This window comes from Alitabrizicola rongguiensis, assembly GCF_021491355.1.
Lineage (GTDB): Bacteria > Pseudomonadota > Alphaproteobacteria > Rhodobacterales > Rhodobacteraceae > Aliitabrizicola > Aliitabrizicola rongguiensis.
On sequence record NZ_JAKENF010000001.1, the window covers coordinates 71,300 to 93,237 of the forward strand.

Genomic DNA, 21,938 nt, shown 5'->3' on the forward strand with positions numbered 1-21,938 from the left:
GGAGGAGACATCATGCATATCGGACTGATCGGCGGAATCGGACCCGCAGCGACGGTGGTCTATTACCAGCGGCTCGTCACCCGGATGAAGGCGCTTGGCTCCCCACTCGAACTGACCATCGCCCATACGCCAGACATCCAGGTGCTGATCCGCAACAACCTCGCGGACCGCAGGGAAGAGCAGGCACGGGAATACGCGCCCCTGATCGACCGGCTGAAAGCGGCAGGGTGTGACTGCGCGGCGATCACGTCACTCGGCGGGCATTTCTGTTTTGCCGAGACACGGGCGATCTCTTCACTTCCGCTTGTTTCGGCGGTGGAACCGCTCGACGAGGCCTTCGTGGCAAAGGGGATTCGGCGGATCGGCCTGCTGGGGACTCGGGTGGTGATGCGGACGCGGCTTTACGGGCAGCTTACCCGGACAGAAGCGGTGGCACTCGACGACCGGATCGACGAACTCGGCCAGATGTATCAGGACATCGCTGTGGCCGGGACCTGCGACGAAACACAACGCGAAACCTTCCTTGCCGCCGGACGCGAGATGGTCGACCGGCTTGGGGCCGAGGCGATCGTGCTGGCTGGAACGGACCTCAATCTTGCGTTCGACGGGAAAGACCCCGGATATCCCGTGGTCGATGCTCTCGACATTCATGTCGACCTTCTGGCCGACCTTGCGGTCGGGCGCAGGCGGCTGGACGCGGTGACTGGCGCCTGATCGCCACGGAGAGTTTCCAAAACGCCCGATTGTCAGGCGCAAAAAACCGCTGCATGATGCAATCATGGGCGGTTTGCAAAGATTTCTTGCCGTTTCAAGTTTGGGCCTGTGCGGCATTGCCCAGACCACTCCCGCTCTGGCTCAAACCGCAGACCTGGACATCTTCGCCACCTGCGCGGGTCGCTTCTCGGCCTTGCTGGAGCATCAGTGGCTACTGTCCGATCCACGCGCAGACGAGACCGAGCGACAGCGCACTGCAATGCTGTCGCTTGTCGAGGCGGTTGTTCCATCAGGCGGGGAAGCCGAGGCGCTGAACCGCCGGATCGAAGCCAAGGTCGCGCTGGCCAATCTTCTGTCCGAGGCGACCTTTGGCAGACTCGAAACGACCGCCACGCAGGCTGCGCGGCGGTCGGAGGAGCTTATCGGGGCCTGTCGAGGCCTGCTTCTGGGCTGACGGCTCAGGCTGCCTTCGCCGCGTCCGTAGCGCGGGCGGCCATCGTGGCCTTGGCCCACCACACGACGTCATCGAGCATCGCCTTGGCCGACGGGGCGAGCGTTGCCTCGATCTCTTCGATCGGGCCGTTCGACCCGAGCGGGTGCACCTTCCACAGGTCGGCACCGCCAATATGGGCCGCGTTGCGCACCGGAACCATCTGCAGCTCTACAGCGATGGCGCGCAGGTGCTGCAGCGCCGAGGTGCCGCCCATCGAGCCATAGGCGATCGCGCCCATCGGCTTGTGTGCCCATTCGACATAGGCCTGGTCGAGCGCGTTCTTCAGTGCGCCGGTGATCGAGCGGTTGTATTCGGCAACGACGAAGATGTAGCCGTCAAATTCCGCAAGTTTCTTCTGCCAACGAACGGCTTCGGCGTTCTGGCTTGGCATCCAGGCGTTCGAGGCCATCTCGTCGAAGAAGGGCAGCTTGTAGTCGCGCAGGTCCAGCACTTCGACATCCATGTCGTTGCGCGCCTTGATCTGTTTCAGCAGCCACTCGGCCGGCTTGTCGGCGAACCGCGTCGGGCGGGTCGAGCCGATGATGAGGGCGATGCGGGGTTTGGTCATTGCGGGTCCGTCCTTGATGTTCGGGGAGGGTTTGAACTCAACGGTTCAAATGTGGCCCTCCCTGCCCCTCAAGAAAACGGGCGCCGGCGCGCGGGGGCTGTGCGCTGTAGCACAGCACGGACACTTTACTCGGATGCGGCGCTCAAGGACTTGAAAATATGGGGAAGCGCGATTTCGACGATGAGGCTGACCAGCCATACGATCAGGGTGGCGGCAAGCCAGTTCGACAACCCGTCGATCGACATCGCCGAAACCGCCATGTCGGTGATCCATAGCCCGACAAAGACCGTGATGAGCGAGATGCTACCCATGATCTGGGGCAGGTTCTTGGCAGCGAGTTTCTCCAGGATCGGCCGGGCGATGGCCTGAACTGCGGTGAAGATCACCACAGCCATCAGGAAACCGAGAAAACCAATTTCGAACCCCGGGCCGAGGATGATGGCCGCAAACAGGATAGCCGCTGCATTGGCAATGCCATAGGTCGTGGCGGCGACAAGGAACTTCTTCATGACCGGGCTCCGGCAAATGCTGTGGGCCTAGGTTAGTCGGCCTTGCGCGCCGCGACAATCGCCCTTGCCCTCGACCTCGCCCCGCGCGAAAACATCTCCATGTCCAAGCCCGTCGACAACCCCGCAGATCCGTTCAAGAAGGCCCTCGCCGAGGCCACCAAGGTCATGGCCGATGACCCGGAAATGACGGTGACCTATTCGGTCGATCCGCCGGGCATGACCAAGGATGGCGTGCGCCTGCCGCAGGTCAGCCGCCGGATGAGCCGCGACGAGGTTCTCCTGGCGCGCGGGACGGCGGATGCCTTCGCGCTGCGCCGCAAGTTTCATGATGACGCGGTCGATGCGCGCTATGCCCCGACCGGGCAGATGGCGCGCGAGATCTACGATGCGATGGAGACCGCCCGCTGCGAGGCGGTCGGCGCCCGCTACATGCCCGGTACCGCGGTGAACATCGACGCCAAGATCGGCCAGGAAGCGGACCGCAAGGGCTATGCCCAGATCACCCAGGCGGCCGACGCGCCGCTGGCAGCGGCCGCGGGCTTCCTTGTCCGCAATCTCGCCACCGGGCGCGACCTGCCGAAGGGCGCCGCGAACGTGATGGAGCTGTGGCGCGGGTTCATCGAACAGCAGGCCGGCGGCACGCTGGAAAACCTCGACCATGTGCTGGCCGATCAGGCGGCATTTGCCCGGATGGCCCGCAAGGTGATCGCCGACCTCGGCTACGGCGACCAACTGGGCGACGATCCGGACATGGACGATCAGGACGACGCCGCCGACGACGCCGAGCAGGATCCCGACAGCCCCGAAAGCGCCGGCGAGGAGCAGGACCAGTCCGAGGATGCCGAGGCCAGCCCCGAGCGCAGCCAGGACGAGCAGCAGGACCAGAGCCAGGCCCAGGTGTCGATGGAAGATTCCGCCGACATGGAGCAGGGCGACGAGGCCGAACTGCCCGAGGGCGAGGCTCCCCTTGAGCCGCCGCCCCCTGCCCCGCATTCCGACGCCGATCCGAACTACACTGTCTACACCACCGAATTCGACGAAGAGATCGCCGCCGAGGATCTGGCCGAGCCGGCTGAACTCGAACGCCTGCGCGCCTATCTCGACCAGCAGCTCGAGCCGCTGAAGGGTGCCGTGTCGCGACTGGCCAACAAGCTTCAGCGCCGGTTGCAGGCCCAGCAGAACCGGTCCTGGGAATTCGATCTGGAGGAAGGCACGCTCGATGCCGGCCGCCTTGCCCGCGTGGTCGCGAACCCGACGACGCCGCTGTCGTTCAAGGTCGAGAAGGACACCGAGTTCCGCGACACCTGCGTGACGCTGCTGCTCGACAATTCCGGCTCGATGCGCGGCCGCCCGATCTCGATCGCCGCTATCTGTGCCGATGTGCTGGCCCGCACGCTGGAGCGCTGCGACGTGAAGGTGGAAATCCTCGGCTTCACCACCCGTGCCTGGAAGGGCGGACAGAGCCGCGAGAAATGGCTCGCCTCGGGCCGCCCGCAGCAGCCGGGGCGCCTGAACGACCTGCGCCACATCGTCTACAAGTCCGCCGACGCGCCCTGGCGGCGGGTGCGGCCGAACCTTGGCCTGATGATGAAGGAAGGGCTCCTGAAGGAGAACATCGACGGCGAGGCGCTGGAATGGGCGCATCGCCGCATGACCCGCCGCCCCGAGGCGCGGCGTATCCTGATGGTGATCTCGGACGGCGCGCCGGTCGATGACTCGACGCTCTCGGTCAACCCGGCCAACTACCTCGAGAAGCACCTGCGCGACGTGATCGCGATGGTCGAGAAGCGCAAGCAGGTGGAATTGATCGCCATCGGCATCGGCCATGACGTGACCCGCTACTACAACCGCGCCGTCACCATCACCGATGTCGAGCAGTTGGCCGGAGCGATGACCGAACAGCTGGCCAGCCTCTTCGACAGCGACCCGCGCAAGCGCGCGCGGGTGATGGGGATGAAGCGGGTCGCGGCGCGCTGATCAGACGGGCAAATCCCGCGCGTTCACGATGGCCTCCATCGTGATGTAGCTGGTGACCGTCTCCAGCTCTACCTTGCCGATCATGCGCTGATAGACGCGGTCGAAATCGTTCATGTCCTCGGCCACGACCTTGAGCATGTAGTCGTAGTCCCCGGCGATCCGGTAGAAATCGATCACGTTCGGGATCGCCTGCACCTCGCGCCGGAAGGTATCTAGCCACTCGGCCGAATGGTGGCGGGTGCGGATCATCACGAACACAGTCAGCCCCAGGCCGACCGCCTTGGCATCAAGCCGGATCGTGTGCCCGGTGATGGGGCCCGACTCCTCCAGCGCCTTCAGCCGCCGCCAGCAGGCATTCTGCGACAGACCGACTTCCTCGGCCAGTTCGCGCTGCGAGAGGGCGGAGTTTCGTTGCAGAACACGCAGGATGCGTCGATCAATTTGGTCCATTTTGCGTCAGCTTTCGATCAGGTGACCCAATATGGAGGCAATCCTCGCAAAAATCGAGAAGGTTCTCACACCGATTCAGGGGTAGCATTGCTCAACGCCCGCCCGTGACCCAGCCAGAGGACCCGCCCCATGTCCCCCTCCGATGCCTTCGACGCCTTCGCTACCTCGCTTTCCGGTCCCGACCGCATCGCCCGCCTGCGCGACGGTGTCATCGGCGAGGGGATGGAGATTCCCGGCCCCTTCGGCCCGAAGAAGCTGGTCTATGCCGATTACGTCGCCTCGGGCCGCGCGCTGCGCCAGGTCGAGGGCTTCGTGATGGAGAAGGTCCTCCCCTTCTACGCCAACAGCCATACCGAGGCGTCCTTCTGCGGCGCCTACATGACAGGGATGCGCCGCGCCTCGCGCGCCGCCATCGCGCGTCTCTGCGGCGCAGATGACAGCTTCGCCACCATCTTTACCGGCTCCGGCGCGACGGCGGGGCTCAACCGGCTGGTCACGCTCCTTGGCGTACCCGAGGCACTGGCTTCGGGGCAGCGGGTGGTGATCCTGATCGGCCCCTACGAGCATCATTCGAACATCCTTCCCTGGCGCGAAAGCGGAGCCGAGGTGATCGAGATTGCCGAAGCCGCGACCGGAGGCCCGGACATGGCCGATCTCGAGGCGGCGCTGGTCGCCGCCGGCCCGGACGCGCTGAAGATCGGCAGCTTCTCGGCGGCGTCGAATGTGACGGGCATCGTGACCGATACCGATGCCGTGACTACGCTCCTGAAACGCCACGGCGCGCTGGCGGTCTGGGACTATGCGGGCGGCGGCCCCTACCTGCCGATCGACATGCGGGCCGGGACCGAGGCGGAGAAGGATGCCGTCGTCGTCTCGCCGCACAAGTTCGTCGGTGGTCCGGGCGCTTCGGGCGTGCTGATCCTGCGCAAAGGAGCGGTCCATCATGACCGCCCGACCGTCACCGGCGGCGGCACGGTGCGCTTCGTCTCGCCCTGGGGGCATGACTATTCCGCCGACGTGACGGTGCGCGAGGAAGCGGGCACCCCCAACGTCATCGGCGACATCCGCGCCGGCCTCGCCTTCCTCGTCAAGGACGCGATCGGCCAGGCCTTCATGGATCGCCGCCACGAGGAACTCCGCCAGCGCGCGCTGGCCGTCTGGTCGAAGAACCCCAACATCCAGATCATGGGCAACCCGGACGCGGCCCATCGCCTGCCGATCTTCTCGCTCCGCATCCGCGACCCGAAAGGGGGCATGGTCCACCAGCAGCTTTTCACCCGGATGCTTTCCGACATCCACGGCATCCAGGCCCGCGGCGGCTGCGCCTGCGCCGGGCCTTATGCGCATCGCCTGCTCGGCATAGACCGGGAGCAGTCGGAAACGCTGCGCACCGCGATCCTCGGCGGCGAAGAGGTGCAAAAGCCTGGCTGGACCCGCCTGAACTTCAGCGCGCTGATTGACGACGCCAAGGCCGACTTCATCATCGCCTCGGTCGATGCGCTGGCCGCCAATCCCTACCCCATGATCGAGTCCTATCGCGGCGACGACGCGACGGCGCGGTTCAAGGCGGCGTGACGGCGGTCCAAGGCCATCGTTTCCATTTGGTCGCCATTGGGTTTCCCAAAAGGCATCAATCTGGGCGCCGCCCTATTCTTGACAAAATCACTCAACATCCCTAATCCTTCCGCATCTCTCCCAGCCCGCACCGCAAGGAAGAGCGACCACACACCGCGTGGTTCGCCTTCGGGCCACGCCTGCATTGCGGAGTTTACCAATGACCAGACGTCTTCATGCCGCCGGGCTGCTGCCCGCGCTGGCCCTTCTAGCTGCGCCTGCAGGCGCAGCGACCTCGTCCTTCCTCGTATCCGACCAGGGCACCGACCAGATCCTGCTGGCCACCGACCTCAACGGCGATGGCGACACCAATGACGAAGGCGAGGTCGGCGTGTTCTTCAGCGCCACCAATGCCTCGGGCCTCGCTTCGCCCTCTGGCAACGTGTTCGGGCTCAGCCAGACCAAATCCGGATCCGTCCTGATCGGCGACGGCGACACGGACTCGGTCTATCGCCTGTTCGACCTGGATGGCGACGGCACCGCCGAAAGCGCGGGCGAGGCGGCGGTCTGGTTCTCGGGCACTGCCAATGCGGCGGGCTACAAGCTGAACACACCGAACGGCGTCGCCGAGGGGCCGGACGGCGCGGTCTATGTGGTGGAGGCCGACACCACCGGCTCGCCGACCGGCGACTGGGTCTATCGCACGCAGGACCTGAACGGCGACGGCGATGCCAATGACGAAGGCGAGGCGACGCGCTGGCTGAGCCTGACTGGCCTGAAGGCGACCTCCTCGCCCTTCGAGATCCGCTTCGACGGCGACACGGCCTACATCACCGATACGGCGGGCGGCGCGGCCGACGTTATCTATCAGGCGCGCGATGCGGACGGCAACGGCGTGATCGATGCCGGCGAGGTCCATGAGTTTGCCAGCGAGGCGAACTCCTATGGCGCCTTGTTCGACTTTGCCCTGGATGTGGGCATGGGCTCGGTCTGGACCTGGCAATGGCTGGCCGAGGGCGGCATCGCCTCGGTCTTCCGGCTGACCGACCTTGACGGGTCCGGCGTGATCGACGCGGCAAGCGAGGTGGTAGAGGCCTGGAACACCTCGCTTCTGCCGGCCGGTTACAGCTTCCTCGCGGGTTTCGGCCTCGACCTGAACGAAGAGACCGGCGAAGTCTTCATCACCTCGAACGGCTCGACGCCGGGCAGCGACTGGATCATCCGCCTGCTCGACGAGAACGGCGACGGAACCTTCTGGGATGACGGCGAAACGACTGTTGCCCTCAGCCGCCTCGATCAGGGCACCTGGCCCGACCGCCCGCGCAACGTCGCGGTCTATTCGACGCCGGGCGACGCCCCTGCCCCCGTTCCCCTTCCCGCCGCGCTGCCGCTGCTGGCGGCCGGGATCGGGGCGCTCGGCCTGATGCGCCGCCGCCGCGCCTGAGCCCAGCCTTGCACCGGGGTCGCGCGGGCTGCTAAGCCCGTCCTGCGGCCCCGGACGGCCGGCGCGGGAAGCGGAGGACGTGCCTGATGTTCCAGACATTTGAAACCACCTCCGATCCCTCCGCAGGCCCGGCCCGCCTTCAGGCCCTGCGCAATCGGCTGGCGATGGACAGTCTGGCGGGGTTCCTTGTACCGCGCGCCGATGCGCATCAGGGCGAATACGTCGCTCCGCATGATGACCGACTGCAGTGGCTGACGGGGTTCACCGGCTCGGCCGGGTTCTGCGTCGTGCTGCCGAGCATTGCAGGCGTTTTCATCGACGGACGCTATCGGACACAGGTCAAGAGCCAGGTCGATCTGGCGCATTTCACCCCGGTGCCCTGGCCCGAAACCAAGCCGGGCGACTGGATCAAGGCACATCTTGCCACGGGCGTGGTCGGCTTCGACCCATGGCTGCACACCGAGGACGAGATCACGAAGCTGACCGAGGCGCTCTGCGGTACGGATCTGTCCCTTCGTGCTGTCGAAGCCAACCCGCTCGATGCGATCTGGCCCGATCAACCGGCCCCGCCGCAGGGCAAGGCTTTTGCCCATCCGCTTGAATTCGCCGGAGAAAGCGCCGAGGCAAAGCGTGACCGGCTAGCGGCGGCCCTGCGGGATGCAGGCCATCGGGCCGCCGTCCTGACGTTGCCCGACTCCATCTGCTGGCTTCTGAACATCCGGGGCGAGGACGTTCCGCGCAACCCGGTGCTCCACGCTTTCGCGATCCTGCACGATGACGGAAGGGTCGACCTGTTTGCCGATCCCGCGAAGTTCGATGACGCCACCCGAGCCCATCTGGGCGCGGGCGTGGCCCTGTCTTCCCCCGACGCCTTCCTGCCTGCGCTCGACCGGCTGAGCGGCCCAGTCCGGCTCGACCGGACCTCCGCGCCCGTGGCGCTCCGCCAGCGGCTCGAAGCGGCGGGCATCGCGGTCGCCTGGGGCGACGATCCCTGCCGCTTGCCCAAGGCGCGCAAGAATGCCGCCGAACTGGCCGCAACCCGCGAGGCGCATCTGCGCGACGGCGCGGCAATGGTCGAGTTCCTTGCCTGGCTGGACGAGGCCGCGCCAAGCGGCGGGCTGACCGAGATCGACGTGGTGCGCGCGCTGGAGGGCTATCGCCGCGCCACGAATGCCCTGCATGACATCAGCTTCGATACGATCTGCGGGGCGGGCCCGCACGGAGCGGTCATCCATTACCGTGTGACCGAAGGGACAAACCGGCCCATCGTGCAGAACGAACTTCTGCTGGTGGATTCGGGCGGGCAATATGTCGACGGCACCACCGACATCACCCGCACCGTCGCCGTGGGCGACCCGGGGGAGGAGGCGCGCATTGCATTCACACGCGTCTTGCAGGGCATGGTCGCCATCTCTCGGATCCGTTTCCCGGCGGGGCTGGCGGGGCGCGACCTCGATCCGCTGGCGCGGGCGGCGCTGTGGATGGCGGGGCAGGATTACGACCACGGCACCGGGCATGGCGTGGGCGCCTTCCTGTCGGTGCATGAGGGGCCGCAGCGGATCAGCCGGATTTCCGAGGTGCCGCTGGAGCCGGGCATGATCCTGTCGAACGAGCCTGGGTATTACCGGGAAGGTGAGTTCGGCATCCGCATCGAGAACCTGATCGTGGTCGAGGAAGCGCCCAGGCTAGAAGGCGGCGACGACCGCAAGCAGCTTCAGTTCGAGACGCTGACCTGGGTGCCGATCGACCGCCGCCTGATCGTGACGGCGATGCTGTCACCCGGCGAACGGGTCTGGATAGACGCGTACCACGCGGCGACATGGGCGAAGCTATCTGATCGGGTCTCCGCCCCGGCGCGCGATTGGCTGAAGGCGGCTACGGCGCCGCTTTGACGGCAAGAAGGGGGCTTTCAGCCCCCTCGCCCCTTCGGGGCTCACCCCCGAGGGTATTTTTTCAACGGAAGAAGACCTTGGGGTTCAGCCTGCCAGAAGCGCCCGGGCCGCTTCGCGGGCGGCGTCGGTGACGGTATCGCCGGAAAGCATCCGGGCGATCTCATCCACCCGGTCGGCCTCAGCAAGGGCGGTCACGGTCGATGTGGTCACGTCGTCCGTCACCCGCTTCTCCACCCGCCAGTGATGCGCGCCACGGGCGGCGACCTGCGGGGAATGGGTTACGACCAGCACCTGTCCGCTTTCCGCCAGGGCCTTGAGGCGGCGGCCCACGGCATCGGCGGTTGCACCTCCGACGCCGTGGTCGATCTCGTCGAAGATAAGGGTCAGGCCGCTGTCATCGCCGGTGAGGCAAACCTTGAGCGCGAGGAGAAAGCGCGACAGCTCACCCCCAGACGCGATCCGGTCCAGCGGACCTGCGGGTGCGCCGGGGTTGGTGGCGACAAGGAAGGTGACCTGGTCGCGACCTTCGGGTCCCGGCTCGGCCGGAACGATGTCGGTGGTAAACACGGCGCGCTCCATCTTGAGGGGCGCAAGCTCGGCCATCACCGCCTCGTCCAGCCGACCGGCAGCCTGAGAGCGGCGGTCGGAGACAACCGCAGCTGCGGCGTCATAGGCCGCGTCGGCCTCTGCCACCGCCCGGGCCAGCGCCGCGAGGTTGCGCGCCCCGCCGTCCAGCGCCTCGAGCCGCTGCCTGAGTCCTTGGGCGAAAGCGCCAAGATCGTCCGGCAGCACACCATGCTTGCGCGCCAGGGCCCGGATGGCGAAGAGGCGCTCTTCCAGCGCCTCAAGCTCTGCGGGGTTGAAGTCGAGCTTTTCCAGCGCCGACTCGACGCCGGCTTGCGCCTCGCCAAGTTCGGTCAGCGCCCGGCCAAGCGCGGCGAGCGGGTCTTCCAGAACGCCTTCGGCCTTGTCCGCCGCGCCTTCCAGCCAGCGCCGCGCATCGGCGATCAGCCCTTCCGCGCCCTCTGCTGACAGGGCCTGCCAGGCACGCTGCACATCCTGGCGGATGCGGCCGGCCGCCTGCATCAGGCGACGGCGGGCGTCGAGCGTCGCCTCCTCGCCCGGCTGCGGATCAAGCTTATCGAGTTCGGCAACAGCGTGACGCAGGAAGTCCTCCTCGGCCCTCACCTGCGCCAGGGCAGCCTCGGCATCGGCCAGCGCCTTGCGCGCCGCACCCCGGCCGGTCCAGGCCGAACGTAGGGGCGCAAGATCGATCGCGGCATAGGCATCGAGCAACTGGCGATGGCCGCGCGGGTTCAGCAGGCCGCGGTCGTCATGTTGGCCGTGTAGTTCCACCAGCCGGTCGGACAGGGCGCGCAGCACCTCGCCCGTCACGCGCCGGTCGTTGACCCAGGCGGTCTTGCGGCCATCAGCGGTGTTGATCCGGCGCAGGATCAGCTCGTCCTCGGTCTCGATCCCGGCCTCGTCCAGCACGGTCCGCGCCGGGTGGCCAGGCGCAAGCTGGAACTCGGCAGTCACCTCTCCCTGCGTGGCCCCCTGCCGCACAAGTTCGGCCCGGCCCCGCCAGCCCAGCACAAAGCCAAGCGCATCGAGCAGGATCGACTTGCCCGCACCGGTTTCGCCGGTCAGCACGTTCAACCCCGGCTGGAAGTCGAGGCTGAGCCGGTCGATGATCAGCAGGTCGCGGATTTCAAGAGAGCGGAGCATGGCCCGCCCCCTTTACAGCCACTCGCCGCGAACCATCTGGCGATAGACCTTGTTGAGCCAGTTGTCGCCTTTGGCTTCGGGGCTCAGGCCTGCACTGGTCAGCAGACGATAGGCATCGTCATAGAACGGGCTGGCGCGATAGTTGTAGCCCAGGATCGCCCCGGCCGTCTGCGCCTCGTTGGTGAAGCCGAGTGCAAGATAGCATTCGACCAGGCGCATGAGCGCCTCGGCTGTGTGCGTGGTCGTCTGGTAATCCTCGACCACGACGCGGAAGCGGTTGATCGCCGCCGTGTAGTTGCCGCGCTTCAGGTAGTAGCGGCCGATCTCCATCTCCTTGCCGGCGAGATGGTCGAAGGCGAGGTCGAACTTCAGGATCGCCGACTGCGCGTAGTCGCTGTCGGGATAGAGTTCGATCACGTCGCGCAGGGCCTTGAGAGCCTGGAACGTCAGCCCCTGGTCGCGACCGACAAGGTCGATCTGGTCGTAGTAGGAGAGCGCGAGCAGATATTGCGCATAGGGCGCATCAGAGTCGCCCGGATAGAATTCAAGGAAACGCTCCGCCGCGGCCCGAGATTCCTCGTACTGCTTCGCCTGATGATAGGAATAGGCTTCCATGATCAGGGCGCGCTTGGCCCATTCCGTATAGGGATAAAGCCGCTCGACCTCGGCGAAGTAGTGAACGGCATCCTTAGGGCGCTGACGGCCTTCCAGCTCGTATTCGCCCATCTGGTAGATCTGCTCGGCCGTAAGGTTCTCCAGCGACTCGTTTTTCTGGCTTCCGCCGCAGGCCGCCAGAAATCCAACCAGAACGGCGGTGCCCATCCAGCGCGCCCCGGTTCTCAAGCCTGCCATCTGCGACCTACCTCGAAGAATCCTTGTGCCGGGCCACTTGCCGTGATCCGAACTGTTGCCCGGTTCCTAACACAGATAAATCCGGGGCGCAAAACGCCTTTCGGCGCTGAAAGCTCCCGCAGATGCGCAGCTCAGGCGAAAACCGGCAGATCGGAAGCGACAACGCCGGCACCCGGTAGCTTGCGGCCGGCCTTGGGCTCGATCTCGATCATTTCCCAGGCATCTGGGCGCGCAAACAGGGCCCGCAGAAGCCGGTTGGTCAGCGCATGACCGGCGCGAATGCCGGTGTAGCGGCCAAGGATCGGGCCGCCAGCAAGCGACAGGTCACCCAGGGCGTCCAGCATCTTGTGGCGAACAGGTTCATCGCGGTGGCGGAAGCCGCCGGGGCTGAGGACCCGGTCGTCGTCGACGACAACGGCGTTTTCGAAGGTTCCGCCAAGCGCAAGACCGTTGGCCAGCATCGCATCGACATCCGCCTGACGGCAGAAGGTCCGGCTGTCGGCCAGTTCGCGCACGAAGGCGCCGTTTGCCATGTTGAGGCTTTTCTCCTGCCGGCCGATGGCTCGGTCGGTGAAGTCGATTTCGAAATCGATCTCGAGCACGTCCGACGGTTCAAGCCGCGCGACAGCTTCACCCTCGCGCACCTCGACTGGCTTGAGGACACGGATCGCACGCACCGGGACGTTCTGCGCGCGCAGGCCCTTTGCAAGGAAGGCACGCACGAACGGCGCGGCGCTGCCGTCAAGAATCGGCACTTCCGGTCCGTCGATCTCGATCAGGGCGTTATGGATGCCGCAGCCAGCGAGCGCGGCCATCAGGTGCTCGATCGTCGAAACGGTCACGCCGGCCGAGTTACCGACCAGGGTGCACAGGCGCGAGGGGATCACCGCATCCCACCGGGCTGCGATCATCCGATCGCCGCCGACATCGTCGGTGCGCTTGAACCAGATCCCGTAATCGGCCGAGGCCGGGCTGACCACCATACGCACCGGAGCGCCGGAATGAAGACCGACGCCGGTAAAGACCACCGAAGATTTGATCGTGTTCTGCACGCGACTTAACCCCAAGTTTTTCGCGGACCGTTTTCTCGGCTTTTTCCCGCAGTTTGCAGGTAGTCGCACAGCCCCTGCATCACAATTCACTCTTTGTGACGCCTTGTAACACAGGAATGGATTGCCGGCGCAAACCCGCCAAATGATACATAAGCATATGATTTAAATTATAAAATTATCGGATATCCACAACCATCAACAGTATTTTTGTTACCGTCAAGTTAGGGAAACTCGTCAACCCGACACATGCAGTGCAGCAAAGATTGCTGCAACTGCACGGCATCCCGTGGTTGCGGCCGTGATAGTGACGTTGCGTTACTCGGCCAGACGGGTCACTTTCCCAAGCCCGTTTGCATCGAGTGTGTCCAGAACCAGGGCATTCGCCTTGCCATCCGTTCCGATCTGGAACGTGGCTGGCGAAGGCAGGTCTGGCATCTCGGGCGCCGCGAAATACACGAAGGTGTCGCGGTCGAAATGCGTGAGCGGATAGTGGGTCTTGCCTTCGGGACCAAGCGCCACGGTCAGACCATCGGCTGTCGCCTGGACCTCGACGACACCGACATAGTCGTTGGCGTAGCGGCCGACATAGGCGCTGTCCGGCAGAGCGGGTGTTGTGTCCGCAGGTGGCTTGGCGAACTCGGCCTTCGCGGCTTCGATTGCGGGGCCGAACAGGCCTGAAAATGCGTCGTTCCAGGGGCCGATGTGGTCCTTCGCGATCTTCCCGTCAAAAACCAGATCCGCGAAATTGTCCGAGATCCCCTCGGGCACGCCAGTCGGGAAGGCATTGGCGAGAATTGTGACGCCAAGCCCGGTATCGGGCCAGAGGGTGACAAGGGTGCGCGCGCCGTTGCTGAAGGCCCCGGCATGGCCCCAGGTTTCGCCATGGCGACCGAATTCGACATTCCAGCCCAGACCATAGAAGGACGGTGCGCCCGAAACGGGATTTTTCCCGCGCGAGGTCAGGGGCTGATGCGTGGCGGCAAGAGCCTCTTCCGAGATCAGCGGATAGCCCTTCCATTTGCCGTTCGCCAATTCCAGCTGCATCCAGCTGGCAAGATCAACGACGCTGGCGCTTGCACCGCCAGCGGGGGCTTGCGGGTCGGCGTCGCGCGTGACCTTGGCCGTCCAGGCGCCGTCGATCTGCACATGCAGGGCGGCTCGATCCGTCCGTGCGGCAAAGTCATCGTACCGATAGCTCGCCGTAGCCATCCCGAGCGGGCCGAAAAGCTCATCCTGCGCGATATCCTCCCATGCCTTGCCCGCAGCATTTGCCGCGGCCATCCCGCCCATGGTCAGCCCGGCATTGCTGTAGGAATACCCCCCGCGAAAGCTGACCCAGGCCGGAACCAGCCGCAGGCGCTCCATGATCGTATCGCGGTCAAAGCCGATATCCTCGATATCGTTGCCCGCGCTGCCGGGAAGGCCGGAGCGGTGGTTGAACAGGTCCCGTAGGGTCACTTCGCTGCTGGGATAGGCATCGTGAAGCTGGAACTGCGGAGCGATATGCGACACCTGGCTCTCCCAATCCACGATCCCCTTCGAGACAAGCGCCGCAACGACTGTCGACGAGATCGGCTTGGACATCGACGCCAGTTGGAAGACCGTGTCGGCATCTACCTTGTCGGGCTTGCCCATCTCCTTCACGCCGAACCCTTCGGCAAAGAGGACGCTGTCTCCCAACACGACGGCAATCGACAGTCCGGGCACCTGCCCGTCATCGACCGCCTTCTGCGCCATTTCCCTGAGCGCGGGAAGCGCGGCCTCGACCTGCTCTCGCCTCAGGGGGTCCGCCATCGCGCCGGTGGCCGCCAGACCCGTAGCAAGAATGGTCATGACGATGGACTTGTCGACAATACGCATACCGCCCCCGTAATTTCCTTGTCCCGTGCGCCGCCAGCTTGATGCGGGCCGACGGGTGACTCAACGGATTTCTTGGCGGGGCTGGAAATTGAAAAAGGCCCGGACACTCCGGGCCTTCTTCGCCGAGATGTTCGCTAGGCTCAGTTCGCCTGGCGGCGCAGGAAGGCGGGAATCTCGATCCGCTCCTGGTCGGCGCTCAGTTCAGGCTCGTCGTCGTAGCCGGTTACGGGCGGCTGCTGGCGGGCCGCAGAGGCACGCTCGGCGGCATCGCTATGGCCGGCCATCCGGTTGATGAGCGAGCCGATGCCGAAGCGCGGCTTCTCGACCGGGCGCGCGGCGGGCGCAGGAGCAGCCGCGGCGGCGCGAGGCGCGGCTGATGGTGCGGCGGCGCGCGGTGGCACCTTGCTGGCCGCAGCCTGCAGACGCGCAAGCGCCTCGGGCGACGGCTGTCCTGCCGAACGGCCACGCGGCGCAACGAAAGCGCCCGGATCGGTGTCGAACGCGGCGGGAGCGGGCGCGGCAGCACGCGGCGGTTGAGCCGCAGCCTGTTGCGGCTGATAGGCCGGCGGCGGCAGTTCGTCGCTGCTATCCTCGTCGAAGAACTCTTCCTCTGCCTCGTCTGCCAGCCCCTGGAACAGCGAGGGCTCGTCATCTTCCACCTCGGCAACCGGCGCTTCACGGCGCGGTTCCGGCCGGCTTTCGACCACGGGTTCGGCTGCGGCCTTCATCGATACGGGGGCAACCGGAGCAGGGATCGGCGTTGCCATCGAGCGGCGCGGAACCGGCGCATCGGCGCGGTTCGACATCGAGGCGTCGATACCGGTCGCGACGACCGAAACCCGGATCGCGCCTTCCATCGACGTGTCGAGCGTCGAGCCCACGATGATGTTGGCGTCGGGATCGACCTTTTCACGGATGATGTTCGCGGCTTCGTCCAGCTCGAACAGCGTCAGGTCGTAGCCGCCGGTGATGTTGATGAGCACACCCTTGGCGCCATTCAGGCTGATCTCGTCGAGCAGCGGGTTGGCGATCGCCTTCTCTGCGGCTTGCACGGCCCGGTCCTGGCCGGTCGCTTCGCCCGTGCCCATCATCGCCTTGCCCATCTCGTCCATAACCGCGCGCACGTCGGCGAAGTCGAGGTTGATGAGGCCCGGACGCACCATCAGGTCGGTCACGCCCTTGACGCCCTGGTAGAGGACGTCGTCGGCCATGGCGAAGGCTTCGGTGAAGGTCGTCTTTTCGTTGGCCAGCCGGAACAGGTTCTGGTTCGGGATGATGATGAGCGTGTCGACGACTTTCTGAAGCGCCTCGACGCCTTCCTCGGCCTGGCGCATCCGCTTCGCGCCCTCGAACTGGAAGGGCTTGGTCACGACGCCCACGGTCAGCACGCCCAGCTCGCGCGCCGCCTGAGCGATGATCGGTGCGGCGCCGGTGCCGGTGCCGCCGCCCATACCGGCGGTGATGAAGCACATGTGCGCGCCGGCGAGATGGTCGACGATCTGCTCGATCGACTCCTCTGCCGCGGCGGCGCCGACGGTCGGACGGGCGCCTGCGCCGAGTCCCTCGGTCACGCGAACACCCATCTGGATGCGGCTCGCCGCGCGACTCTGCATCAGCGCCTGCGCGTCGGTATTCGCGACAACAAATTCGACCCCCTCAAGGTTCTGGTCGATCATGTTGTTGACGGCGTTGCCTCCGGCGCCGCCAACGCCGAACACCGTGATCCGCGGCTTCAGCTCTTCTTTTTCGGTGTTCGCTACAAAGTTCAATGTCATCGCCAATCCGCCTATTTCCTGTTGCCCCGGCCTCGCCCCTGCACGGCGCTTCTGCCTGCGCCTTTCGCGGGTTTCCGCTTGATTGTTGCCGATTTTACTCACTGCTCGCCCCAAGGTCACGAAAAAAAGCGGCATGGCCCACAAAATGTGGGGCAGCCGTCCCGCCGCTCAGCGGGATTTCGCCGTCTTGACTTGATGTTGCGGTTACCAGTTATCGCGGAACCATCTGATGGCCCTCTTCAAGGATCGGGCTGGGATACGTTCAGATGGGATGTCAAAGTCCCACCACTCGTCTTGCGGGTGCGCTGCGAACAGACACAACCCCACGGCGCTGGAAAATGCTGGCCCGGTTGTGGCTTGCGGCAGTCCTTGCACGCGGAGCGGGCGCCCAAGGCGCACGCGCTGCCCCAGAACGCGGGCAGCCAGGCCATCCAGTCCCGGAATCTGGCTTGCGCCGCCGGTCAGCACGATCTGCTGGCTCGGCAGATGGTCGAAACCGGCCGCGTCCAGCCGCGCCCGGACCTCCTCGAGGATCTCCTCGACACGCGGGCGCATGATCCCGATCAACTCGGTCCGGCTGACCGTACGACGGTCCTTGTCCCAGTCACCCGAATCAGCCCCGATCTCGATCATCTCGCGGTCGTCCATGCCGGTGGCCACTACGCCTCCGTGACGGGTCTTGATCCGCTCGGCGGTTGCGATCGGTACCTGCAGGCCCTTGGAGATGTCCGAGGTGACATGGTCGCCGCCCATGCGCACCGCATCGGCATAGATCATGTGCTTCTTGATGAAGATCGAAATGCCCGTCGAGCCGCCGCCCATGTCGATGCAGGCCGCGCCCAGTTCCTGCTCATCCTCGACAAGGCTCGAAAAGCCCGAGACATAGGCAGAAGAGGCGATGCCGGCCAGTTCGAGGTCGCAGCGCTTGATGCAGTAGAGAAGATTCTGGATCGCCGCCGCCTCGACCGTCAGCATGTGCATGTCGCAGGCCAGCCGGTTGCCGATCTGCCCCCTCGGATCGCCCAGCCCGCTGCGATGATCCAGCGCGAAGTTCACCGGCTGGGCGTGCATAACCTCACGGCCCTGACCGATATCGGGCACATCGCAGGCGGCCAGCACCCTGGCCACGTCCTGCTCGGTCACGACGCTGTCCTGGAGATCCCACTCGCCCGCCAGCCCATAGCTGCGAGGCTCGGCGCCCGAGAAGCAGGCGATGGCATGGTCCACCCGGACATTGGCCATCTTCTGCGCCGCCTGGACCGCGGTGCGGATGGCGCGCTCGGTCTCGTTCATCTGGGCGATCTCGCCAAAGCGCACGCCCCGCGACCGGGTGGTCGCCGCGCCGATGATGCGGAAGCTCGACTGCCCCGCCATCGGGCCGATGCCCTCCGCCTCGCGCAGCACGTCCGGACCGTCGAAGCGCAGGATAAGGCAGGCGATCTTGGAGCTGCCCACGTCGAGAATGGCGATCACCCCTCGCTGCATCGCAACCCGGCGCATGTGACGCATGGCACGCTGAGACTGGTAGAGATCGGTCATAGATTGCTTGCTCCGGTTTCGGTGGGGGCGCCGGCGTTGCGCATCTGTTCGAGCGCGCCGGGGGTCAGGCGCAGCACCGGACGGTGTTCGTTCCTGAAATCGACCGCGACCACGTCGCGATCCAGAAGCTTCTCGGCCTTGTCGAGCGCGATCACCCGCTCGAGCGCCGGGATCGGGTCGACCTCGGGCAGGAGAATGCGCTGATCCCGGTCAAGGACCATGTCCCACCGCCGCTCGCCCACCCGGACAAGCCCGCGCAGCCGACTGGCGATCGGCTCGGCGGCAGCGATCAGCGCCAGCGCCTCGGCCACCGCGTCATTCGCCCCCTGCCCGGTTACGATCGGCAGGTCCGGGCGATCGGCACGCTCGAAAATCCGGGCGACGCGCGTCCCCGACGCATCAAGCAGGGACAATTCGCTCTCGGTCCGCCAGATGATCACCGGCACCCGTTCCTGAATCGTCACCTGCAGAACGCCCCCTGTCCGCACACGCAGTTCGGCAGTGGCGACGGCATCCAGTTCTTCGGCCTTCAGCTTCAGCGCCGCCATATCGAGTTGCAGGGACGAGGCCGGCAGCGTCAGCGCCAGCTTCGCGCGAACGGCTTCGGACAGGGCCGGCGAGGCACCGTCGATCGCCAGGAGATTGACCATGAATTCCGGCCGCTCCTGCACCGCCTCCCAGATCCCGGCAGAGGCCGAATTCAGGCTGGCGCGCCTTTGGTCGTCCGACAGGTAAAGGCCGATGGAAAAGATTAGCGTGAAGGACGGAAGCCCGACCCGAAGCATCGCGCGGAACAGGGGTGTCAGCCATAGCCGATGCATCCGGTAGGCCCAGCGGCTTGGGGCCGGATCATGAGGAGCAAGGGGCACGGATCTCAGCGGTTGCACGAGGCATCCTCCACCATCCAGCGGCACAACTCCGGGAAGGACATTCCCAGATGGGCCGCCTGTTCGGGGGCGAGCGAGGTCGGCGTCATTCCCGGCTGGGTGTTCGTCTCGAGCAGGAACAGCCCGGCCAGGCCGCGCGCCTCGTCCCAGCGCAAGTCGGTGCGGCTCACTCCGCGGCAGCCAAGCGCCCGATGCGCTCTCAGCGCATAGTCGAGACAGGCAGCAGTGATTTCCTCAGGCAGTTCAGCGGGAACGACATGGCGTGATCCACCCGGCTTGTACTTGGCGTCATAGTCGTACCAGCCGTCGGTGATGATGTCGGTCACACAGAGCGCGCGGTCGCCCATCACCGTCACGGTCAGTTCCCGGCCCGGCACATAGGTCTCAACCATCACCGTCGGCGGCATCTGTGGCGACAGCTGCGGCGGGCCGTTCGCCGCCTCGTGGACCAGATAGATCCCGACCGAAGAGCCTTCGTTGTTGGGTTTCACAACATAGGGCGGCGTCAAGACATGGCGCGTGCGCACTTCCTCGACCGGCGCAAGGACACTTTCGACCACCGGCAGGCCGACCGACTGGTAGGCATCCTTGGCCCGCGCCTTGTCCATCGCCAGCGCCGAGGCGAGCACGCCGGAATGGGTATAGGGAATCCGTAGCCATTCTAGGATGCCTTGCACACAGCCATCCTCACCCCAGCGGCCATGGAGTGCATTGAAGCAGACGTCGGGCTTCAGCGCAGCAAGGCGCACAGGCAGATCGAGGCCTGCATCGACCTCTTCGACCTCGAATCCTGCCACCCGCAGCGCGGTTGCGCATTCGCGCCCGCTGACAAGAGAAACCTCCCGCTCTGCGGAAAGGCCACCCTTCAGTACCGCCACTTTGGGGGCTGCCCTGCTCGACATGCCCACCGCCGCCTCTGTCTCGGCCTTTTGGCCGATTGTTCTTCTTCAATATGACCTTAGGTCATCCGCGCGCCGGTTCACCGACCCGCATGATTTCCCACTCTAGCGTCAAACCACTGGAATCGAAAACCCTTTTTCTCACTTCCTCCCCCAATTCCTCGAGATCGGCGGCCGTCGCACCGCCGGTGTTGATGAGGAAGTTGGAGTGCATCTCGCTCATCTGGGCACCCCCCCGCCGCGCGCCCCGCATGCCGGCCCGATCGATCACCTTCCAGGCCTTCAACTCATGCGTGTCATCGGTGCGTCCGGTGCTGGAGAACCCAGCGGGATTGCGGAAGGTCGACCCAGCGCTGCGCTCCTTCGTCGGCTGGCTCGCATCGCGTTTCGCGATCTGCTCGGCCATCCGCGCCTCCAGAGCCGCCGGATCACCGGGATCTGCCCGGAAGCTGGCGGCAACGATCACCCATCCCTCTGGCAGATCGCTCTGCCGATAGCGCAGATGCAGGTCGGCAGCCGGGATCGTGACAACATCACCGGCACGCGTCACTGCTCGAACCTCGACGAGACTGTCCGCGACATAAGAGCCGTAGCACCCCGCGTTCATCCGCACCGCCCCGCCGATCGAACCCGGAATGGTCCGAAGGAAGGTCAGGTCACGCCCCGCTTCGGCCGCCTTGCGCGCCACATGGGCGTCAAGTGCCGCCGCCCCGGCGATTACCCGATCCCCTTCGACCGAAATGCCGTTGAAGCCACGCCCCAGACGGATCACCACAGCCCGCAATCCGCCATCACGCACGATCAGGTTGGATCCGACGCCCATGGGGAAGACCGGCACCGCCGGGTCAAGTTCGCGCAGGAGATCGCAAAGATCCGCCTCATCCGCAGGCTGGAACAGCCAGTCCGCCGGCCCTCCCACGCGCAGCCAGGTCAGGTCGGCAAGCGACCGGTCGGGCGTCAGCGTGCCGCGGACAGCACAGGGAAGCGAATGTGTCGTCATGCCCCTGCCCTATCGCAGCCGATTCCGCCGGGCAAGCAAGTCGTGGAATGGTCGGCGAGCCGCTGCCGGCGTGGTTCGACCGGCGGTCCCGCTTCATCGGCAGCTGGACGGGGCGACTTCTCGCTAGAAGTGCCGGGTCATTCCCTGCAATACGAAGGCAATACGGAAGCCGGATGGCTTCCAGGCGCGCCTCAACTGCGCGAAAGAACCATATCCGGACGGACCCTGGCGATCCCGCTGGTGATGAACCCGGCAAGCCCGGCCTTGATGATATCCCCTGCCAGGAACGGCGCTGCCAGCAGCATTGCCTCCGGCAGCGACTTGCCGAGGACCAGCGCCATGCCGGGAATGCCGAAGGCATAAAGCACGACGATGCCCCCCAGGATTGCACCCGCGAATGCGGACAGTCCGACGCCCGACCGCCACTGTTCTGTCACCCAGCCTGCGACAAAGGCCGCGAAGGGAAAGCCGACGATGTAGCCGACCGAAGGGCCCGCAAACACGCCGAGACCACCGCGCCCGCCCGACAGAAGCGGCAGGCCAAGCGCCACCAGGAACACGAAAAGCAGCACCGCCAGCGCGCCACGGCGCGCACCGAGGACCGTGCCGCAAAGCATGACGCCCAGGGACTGGGCCGTGATCGGAACACCTGAAATCAGGTCGATTTTCGGCACCAGCCCAAGAACCGCGATCAAGGCCGCGAACAGGGCGATCATCGTCACATTGCGTTCCAAATCGTCGTTCC

19 protein-coding genes are annotated in these 21,938 nt (G+C 65.6%); 6 read left to right on the forward strand and 13 right to left on the reverse strand.

What is annotated here, in order from left to right; genetic code table 11:
- Positions 1-12 precede the first annotated feature (12 nt).
- Together L0V05_RS00335 and L0V05_RS00340 are read left to right on the forward strand one after the other, a co-directional pair.
- Entirely contained in the window at positions 13-714 is a 702-nt protein-coding gene (locus L0V05_RS00335) for an aspartate/glutamate racemase family protein (RefSeq protein WP_234867248.1), read from the forward strand.
- Between the two features lie 64 nt (positions 715-778).
- A complete protein-coding gene (locus L0V05_RS00340; RefSeq protein WP_234867251.1) occupies positions 779-1,168 on the forward strand; it encodes a hypothetical protein in 390 nt (129 codons plus the stop codon).
- Positions 1,169-1,172: 4 nt separating this feature from the next.
- On the opposite strand, the gene L0V05_RS00345 is transcribed toward L0V05_RS00340, so the two are convergent.
- Positions 1,173-1,775, reverse strand: coding sequence for an NADPH-dependent FMN reductase (locus L0V05_RS00345; RefSeq protein ID WP_234867253.1), 603 nt, complete (start codon positions 1,773-1,775; stop codon positions 1,173-1,175).
- 125 nt (positions 1,776-1,900) lie between these two features.
- Positions 1,901-2,284: a phage holin family protein gene (locus tag L0V05_RS00350; protein WP_234867256.1), complete on the reverse strand. Its 384-nt coding sequence runs from the start codon at positions 2,282-2,284 to the stop codon at positions 1,901-1,903.
- Positions 2,285-2,383: 99 nt separating this feature from the next.
- Here L0V05_RS00350 and cobT point away from each other — a divergent pair, with 99 nt between their 5' ends.
- A complete protein-coding gene (cobT, locus tag L0V05_RS00355) occupies positions 2,384-4,261 on the forward strand; it encodes a cobaltochelatase subunit CobT (protein ID WP_234869163.1) in 1,878 nt (625 codons plus the stop codon).
- On the opposite strand, the gene L0V05_RS00360 is transcribed toward cobT, so the two are convergent.
- Positions 4,262-4,711, reverse strand: a complete 450-nt coding sequence (locus L0V05_RS00360) for an Lrp/AsnC family transcriptional regulator (protein ID WP_234867259.1) — start codon at positions 4,709-4,711, stop codon at positions 4,262-4,264.
- Between the two features lie 129 nt (positions 4,712-4,840).
- Here L0V05_RS00360 and L0V05_RS00365 point away from each other — a divergent pair, with 129 nt between their 5' ends.
- From L0V05_RS00365 to L0V05_RS00375, 3 genes are all read left to right on the forward strand, one after another.
- Positions 4,841-6,286: an aminotransferase class V-fold PLP-dependent enzyme gene (locus L0V05_RS00365; protein ID WP_234867261.1), complete on the forward strand. Its 1,446-nt coding sequence runs from the start codon at positions 4,841-4,843 to the stop codon at positions 6,284-6,286.
- Positions 6,287-6,485: 199 nt separating this feature from the next.
- Positions 6,486-7,709 (forward strand): VPLPA-CTERM sorting domain-containing protein, encoded by a 1,224-nt coding sequence (locus L0V05_RS00370; RefSeq protein WP_234867263.1) that lies wholly within the window; start codon positions 6,486-6,488, stop codon positions 7,707-7,709.
- Between the two features lie 86 nt (positions 7,710-7,795).
- Positions 7,796-9,601: an aminopeptidase P family protein gene (locus tag L0V05_RS00375; protein ID WP_234867266.1), complete on the forward strand. Its 1,806-nt coding sequence runs from the start codon at positions 7,796-7,798 to the stop codon at positions 9,599-9,601.
- 84 nt (positions 9,602-9,685) lie between these two features.
- Here L0V05_RS00375 and recN read toward each other — a convergent pair whose 3' ends face one another.
- The 10 genes from recN to L0V05_RS00425 form a co-directional block, all read right to left on the reverse strand.
- The gene (gene recN / locus L0V05_RS00380) at positions 9,686-11,329 is read right to left on the reverse strand and encodes a DNA repair protein RecN (protein WP_234867267.1); all 1,644 of its coding nucleotides are present in this window, start codon (positions 11,327-11,329) and stop codon (positions 9,686-9,688) included.
- A gap of 12 nt (positions 11,330-11,341) precedes the next feature.
- Complete coding sequence (locus L0V05_RS00385; RefSeq protein WP_234867270.1) at positions 11,342-12,181, reverse strand: outer membrane protein assembly factor BamD; 840 nt, start codon at positions 12,179-12,181, stop codon at positions 11,342-11,344.
- A 131-nt stretch (positions 12,182-12,312) separates the two neighbouring features.
- Positions 12,313-13,233 (reverse strand): UDP-3-O-acyl-N-acetylglucosamine deacetylase, encoded by a 921-nt coding sequence (lpxC, locus tag L0V05_RS00390; RefSeq protein ID WP_234867272.1) that lies wholly within the window; start codon positions 13,231-13,233, stop codon positions 12,313-12,315.
- Positions 13,234-13,548: 315 nt separating this feature from the next.
- The gene (locus L0V05_RS00395; RefSeq protein WP_234867274.1) at positions 13,549-15,066 is read right to left on the reverse strand and encodes a serine hydrolase; all 1,518 of its coding nucleotides are present in this window, start codon (positions 15,064-15,066) and stop codon (positions 13,549-13,551) included.
- 167 nt (positions 15,067-15,233) lie between these two features.
- On the reverse strand, positions 15,234-16,868 hold the full coding sequence (ftsZ, locus tag L0V05_RS00400; RefSeq protein WP_234867277.1) for a cell division protein FtsZ: 1,635 nt from the start codon (positions 16,866-16,868) through the stop codon (positions 15,234-15,236).
- Positions 16,869-17,072: 204 nt separating this feature from the next.
- Entirely contained in the window at positions 17,073-18,407 is a 1,335-nt protein-coding gene (gene ftsA / locus L0V05_RS00405; RefSeq protein ID WP_234867279.1) for a cell division protein FtsA, read from the reverse strand.
- On the reverse strand, positions 18,404-19,294 hold the full coding sequence (locus tag L0V05_RS00410) for a cell division protein FtsQ/DivIB (RefSeq protein ID WP_234867281.1): 891 nt from the start codon (positions 19,292-19,294) through the stop codon (positions 18,404-18,406). The genes ftsA and L0V05_RS00410 overlap by 4 nt, the downstream gene beginning before the upstream one ends.
- A complete protein-coding gene (locus L0V05_RS00415; RefSeq protein ID WP_234867283.1) occupies positions 19,282-20,196 on the reverse strand; it encodes a D-alanine--D-alanine ligase in 915 nt (304 codons plus the stop codon). Before L0V05_RS00415 ends, L0V05_RS00410 begins: the two co-directional genes overlap by 13 nt.
- A gap of 61 nt (positions 20,197-20,257) precedes the next feature.
- A complete protein-coding gene (murB, locus tag L0V05_RS00420; protein ID WP_234867285.1) occupies positions 20,258-21,193 on the reverse strand; it encodes a UDP-N-acetylmuramate dehydrogenase in 936 nt (311 codons plus the stop codon).
- A gap of 191 nt (positions 21,194-21,384) precedes the next feature.
- Positions 21,385-21,927: a biotin transporter BioY gene (locus L0V05_RS00425; protein ID WP_234867288.1), complete on the reverse strand. Its 543-nt coding sequence runs from the start codon at positions 21,925-21,927 to the stop codon at positions 21,385-21,387.
- Positions 21,928-21,938 lie beyond the last annotated feature (11 nt).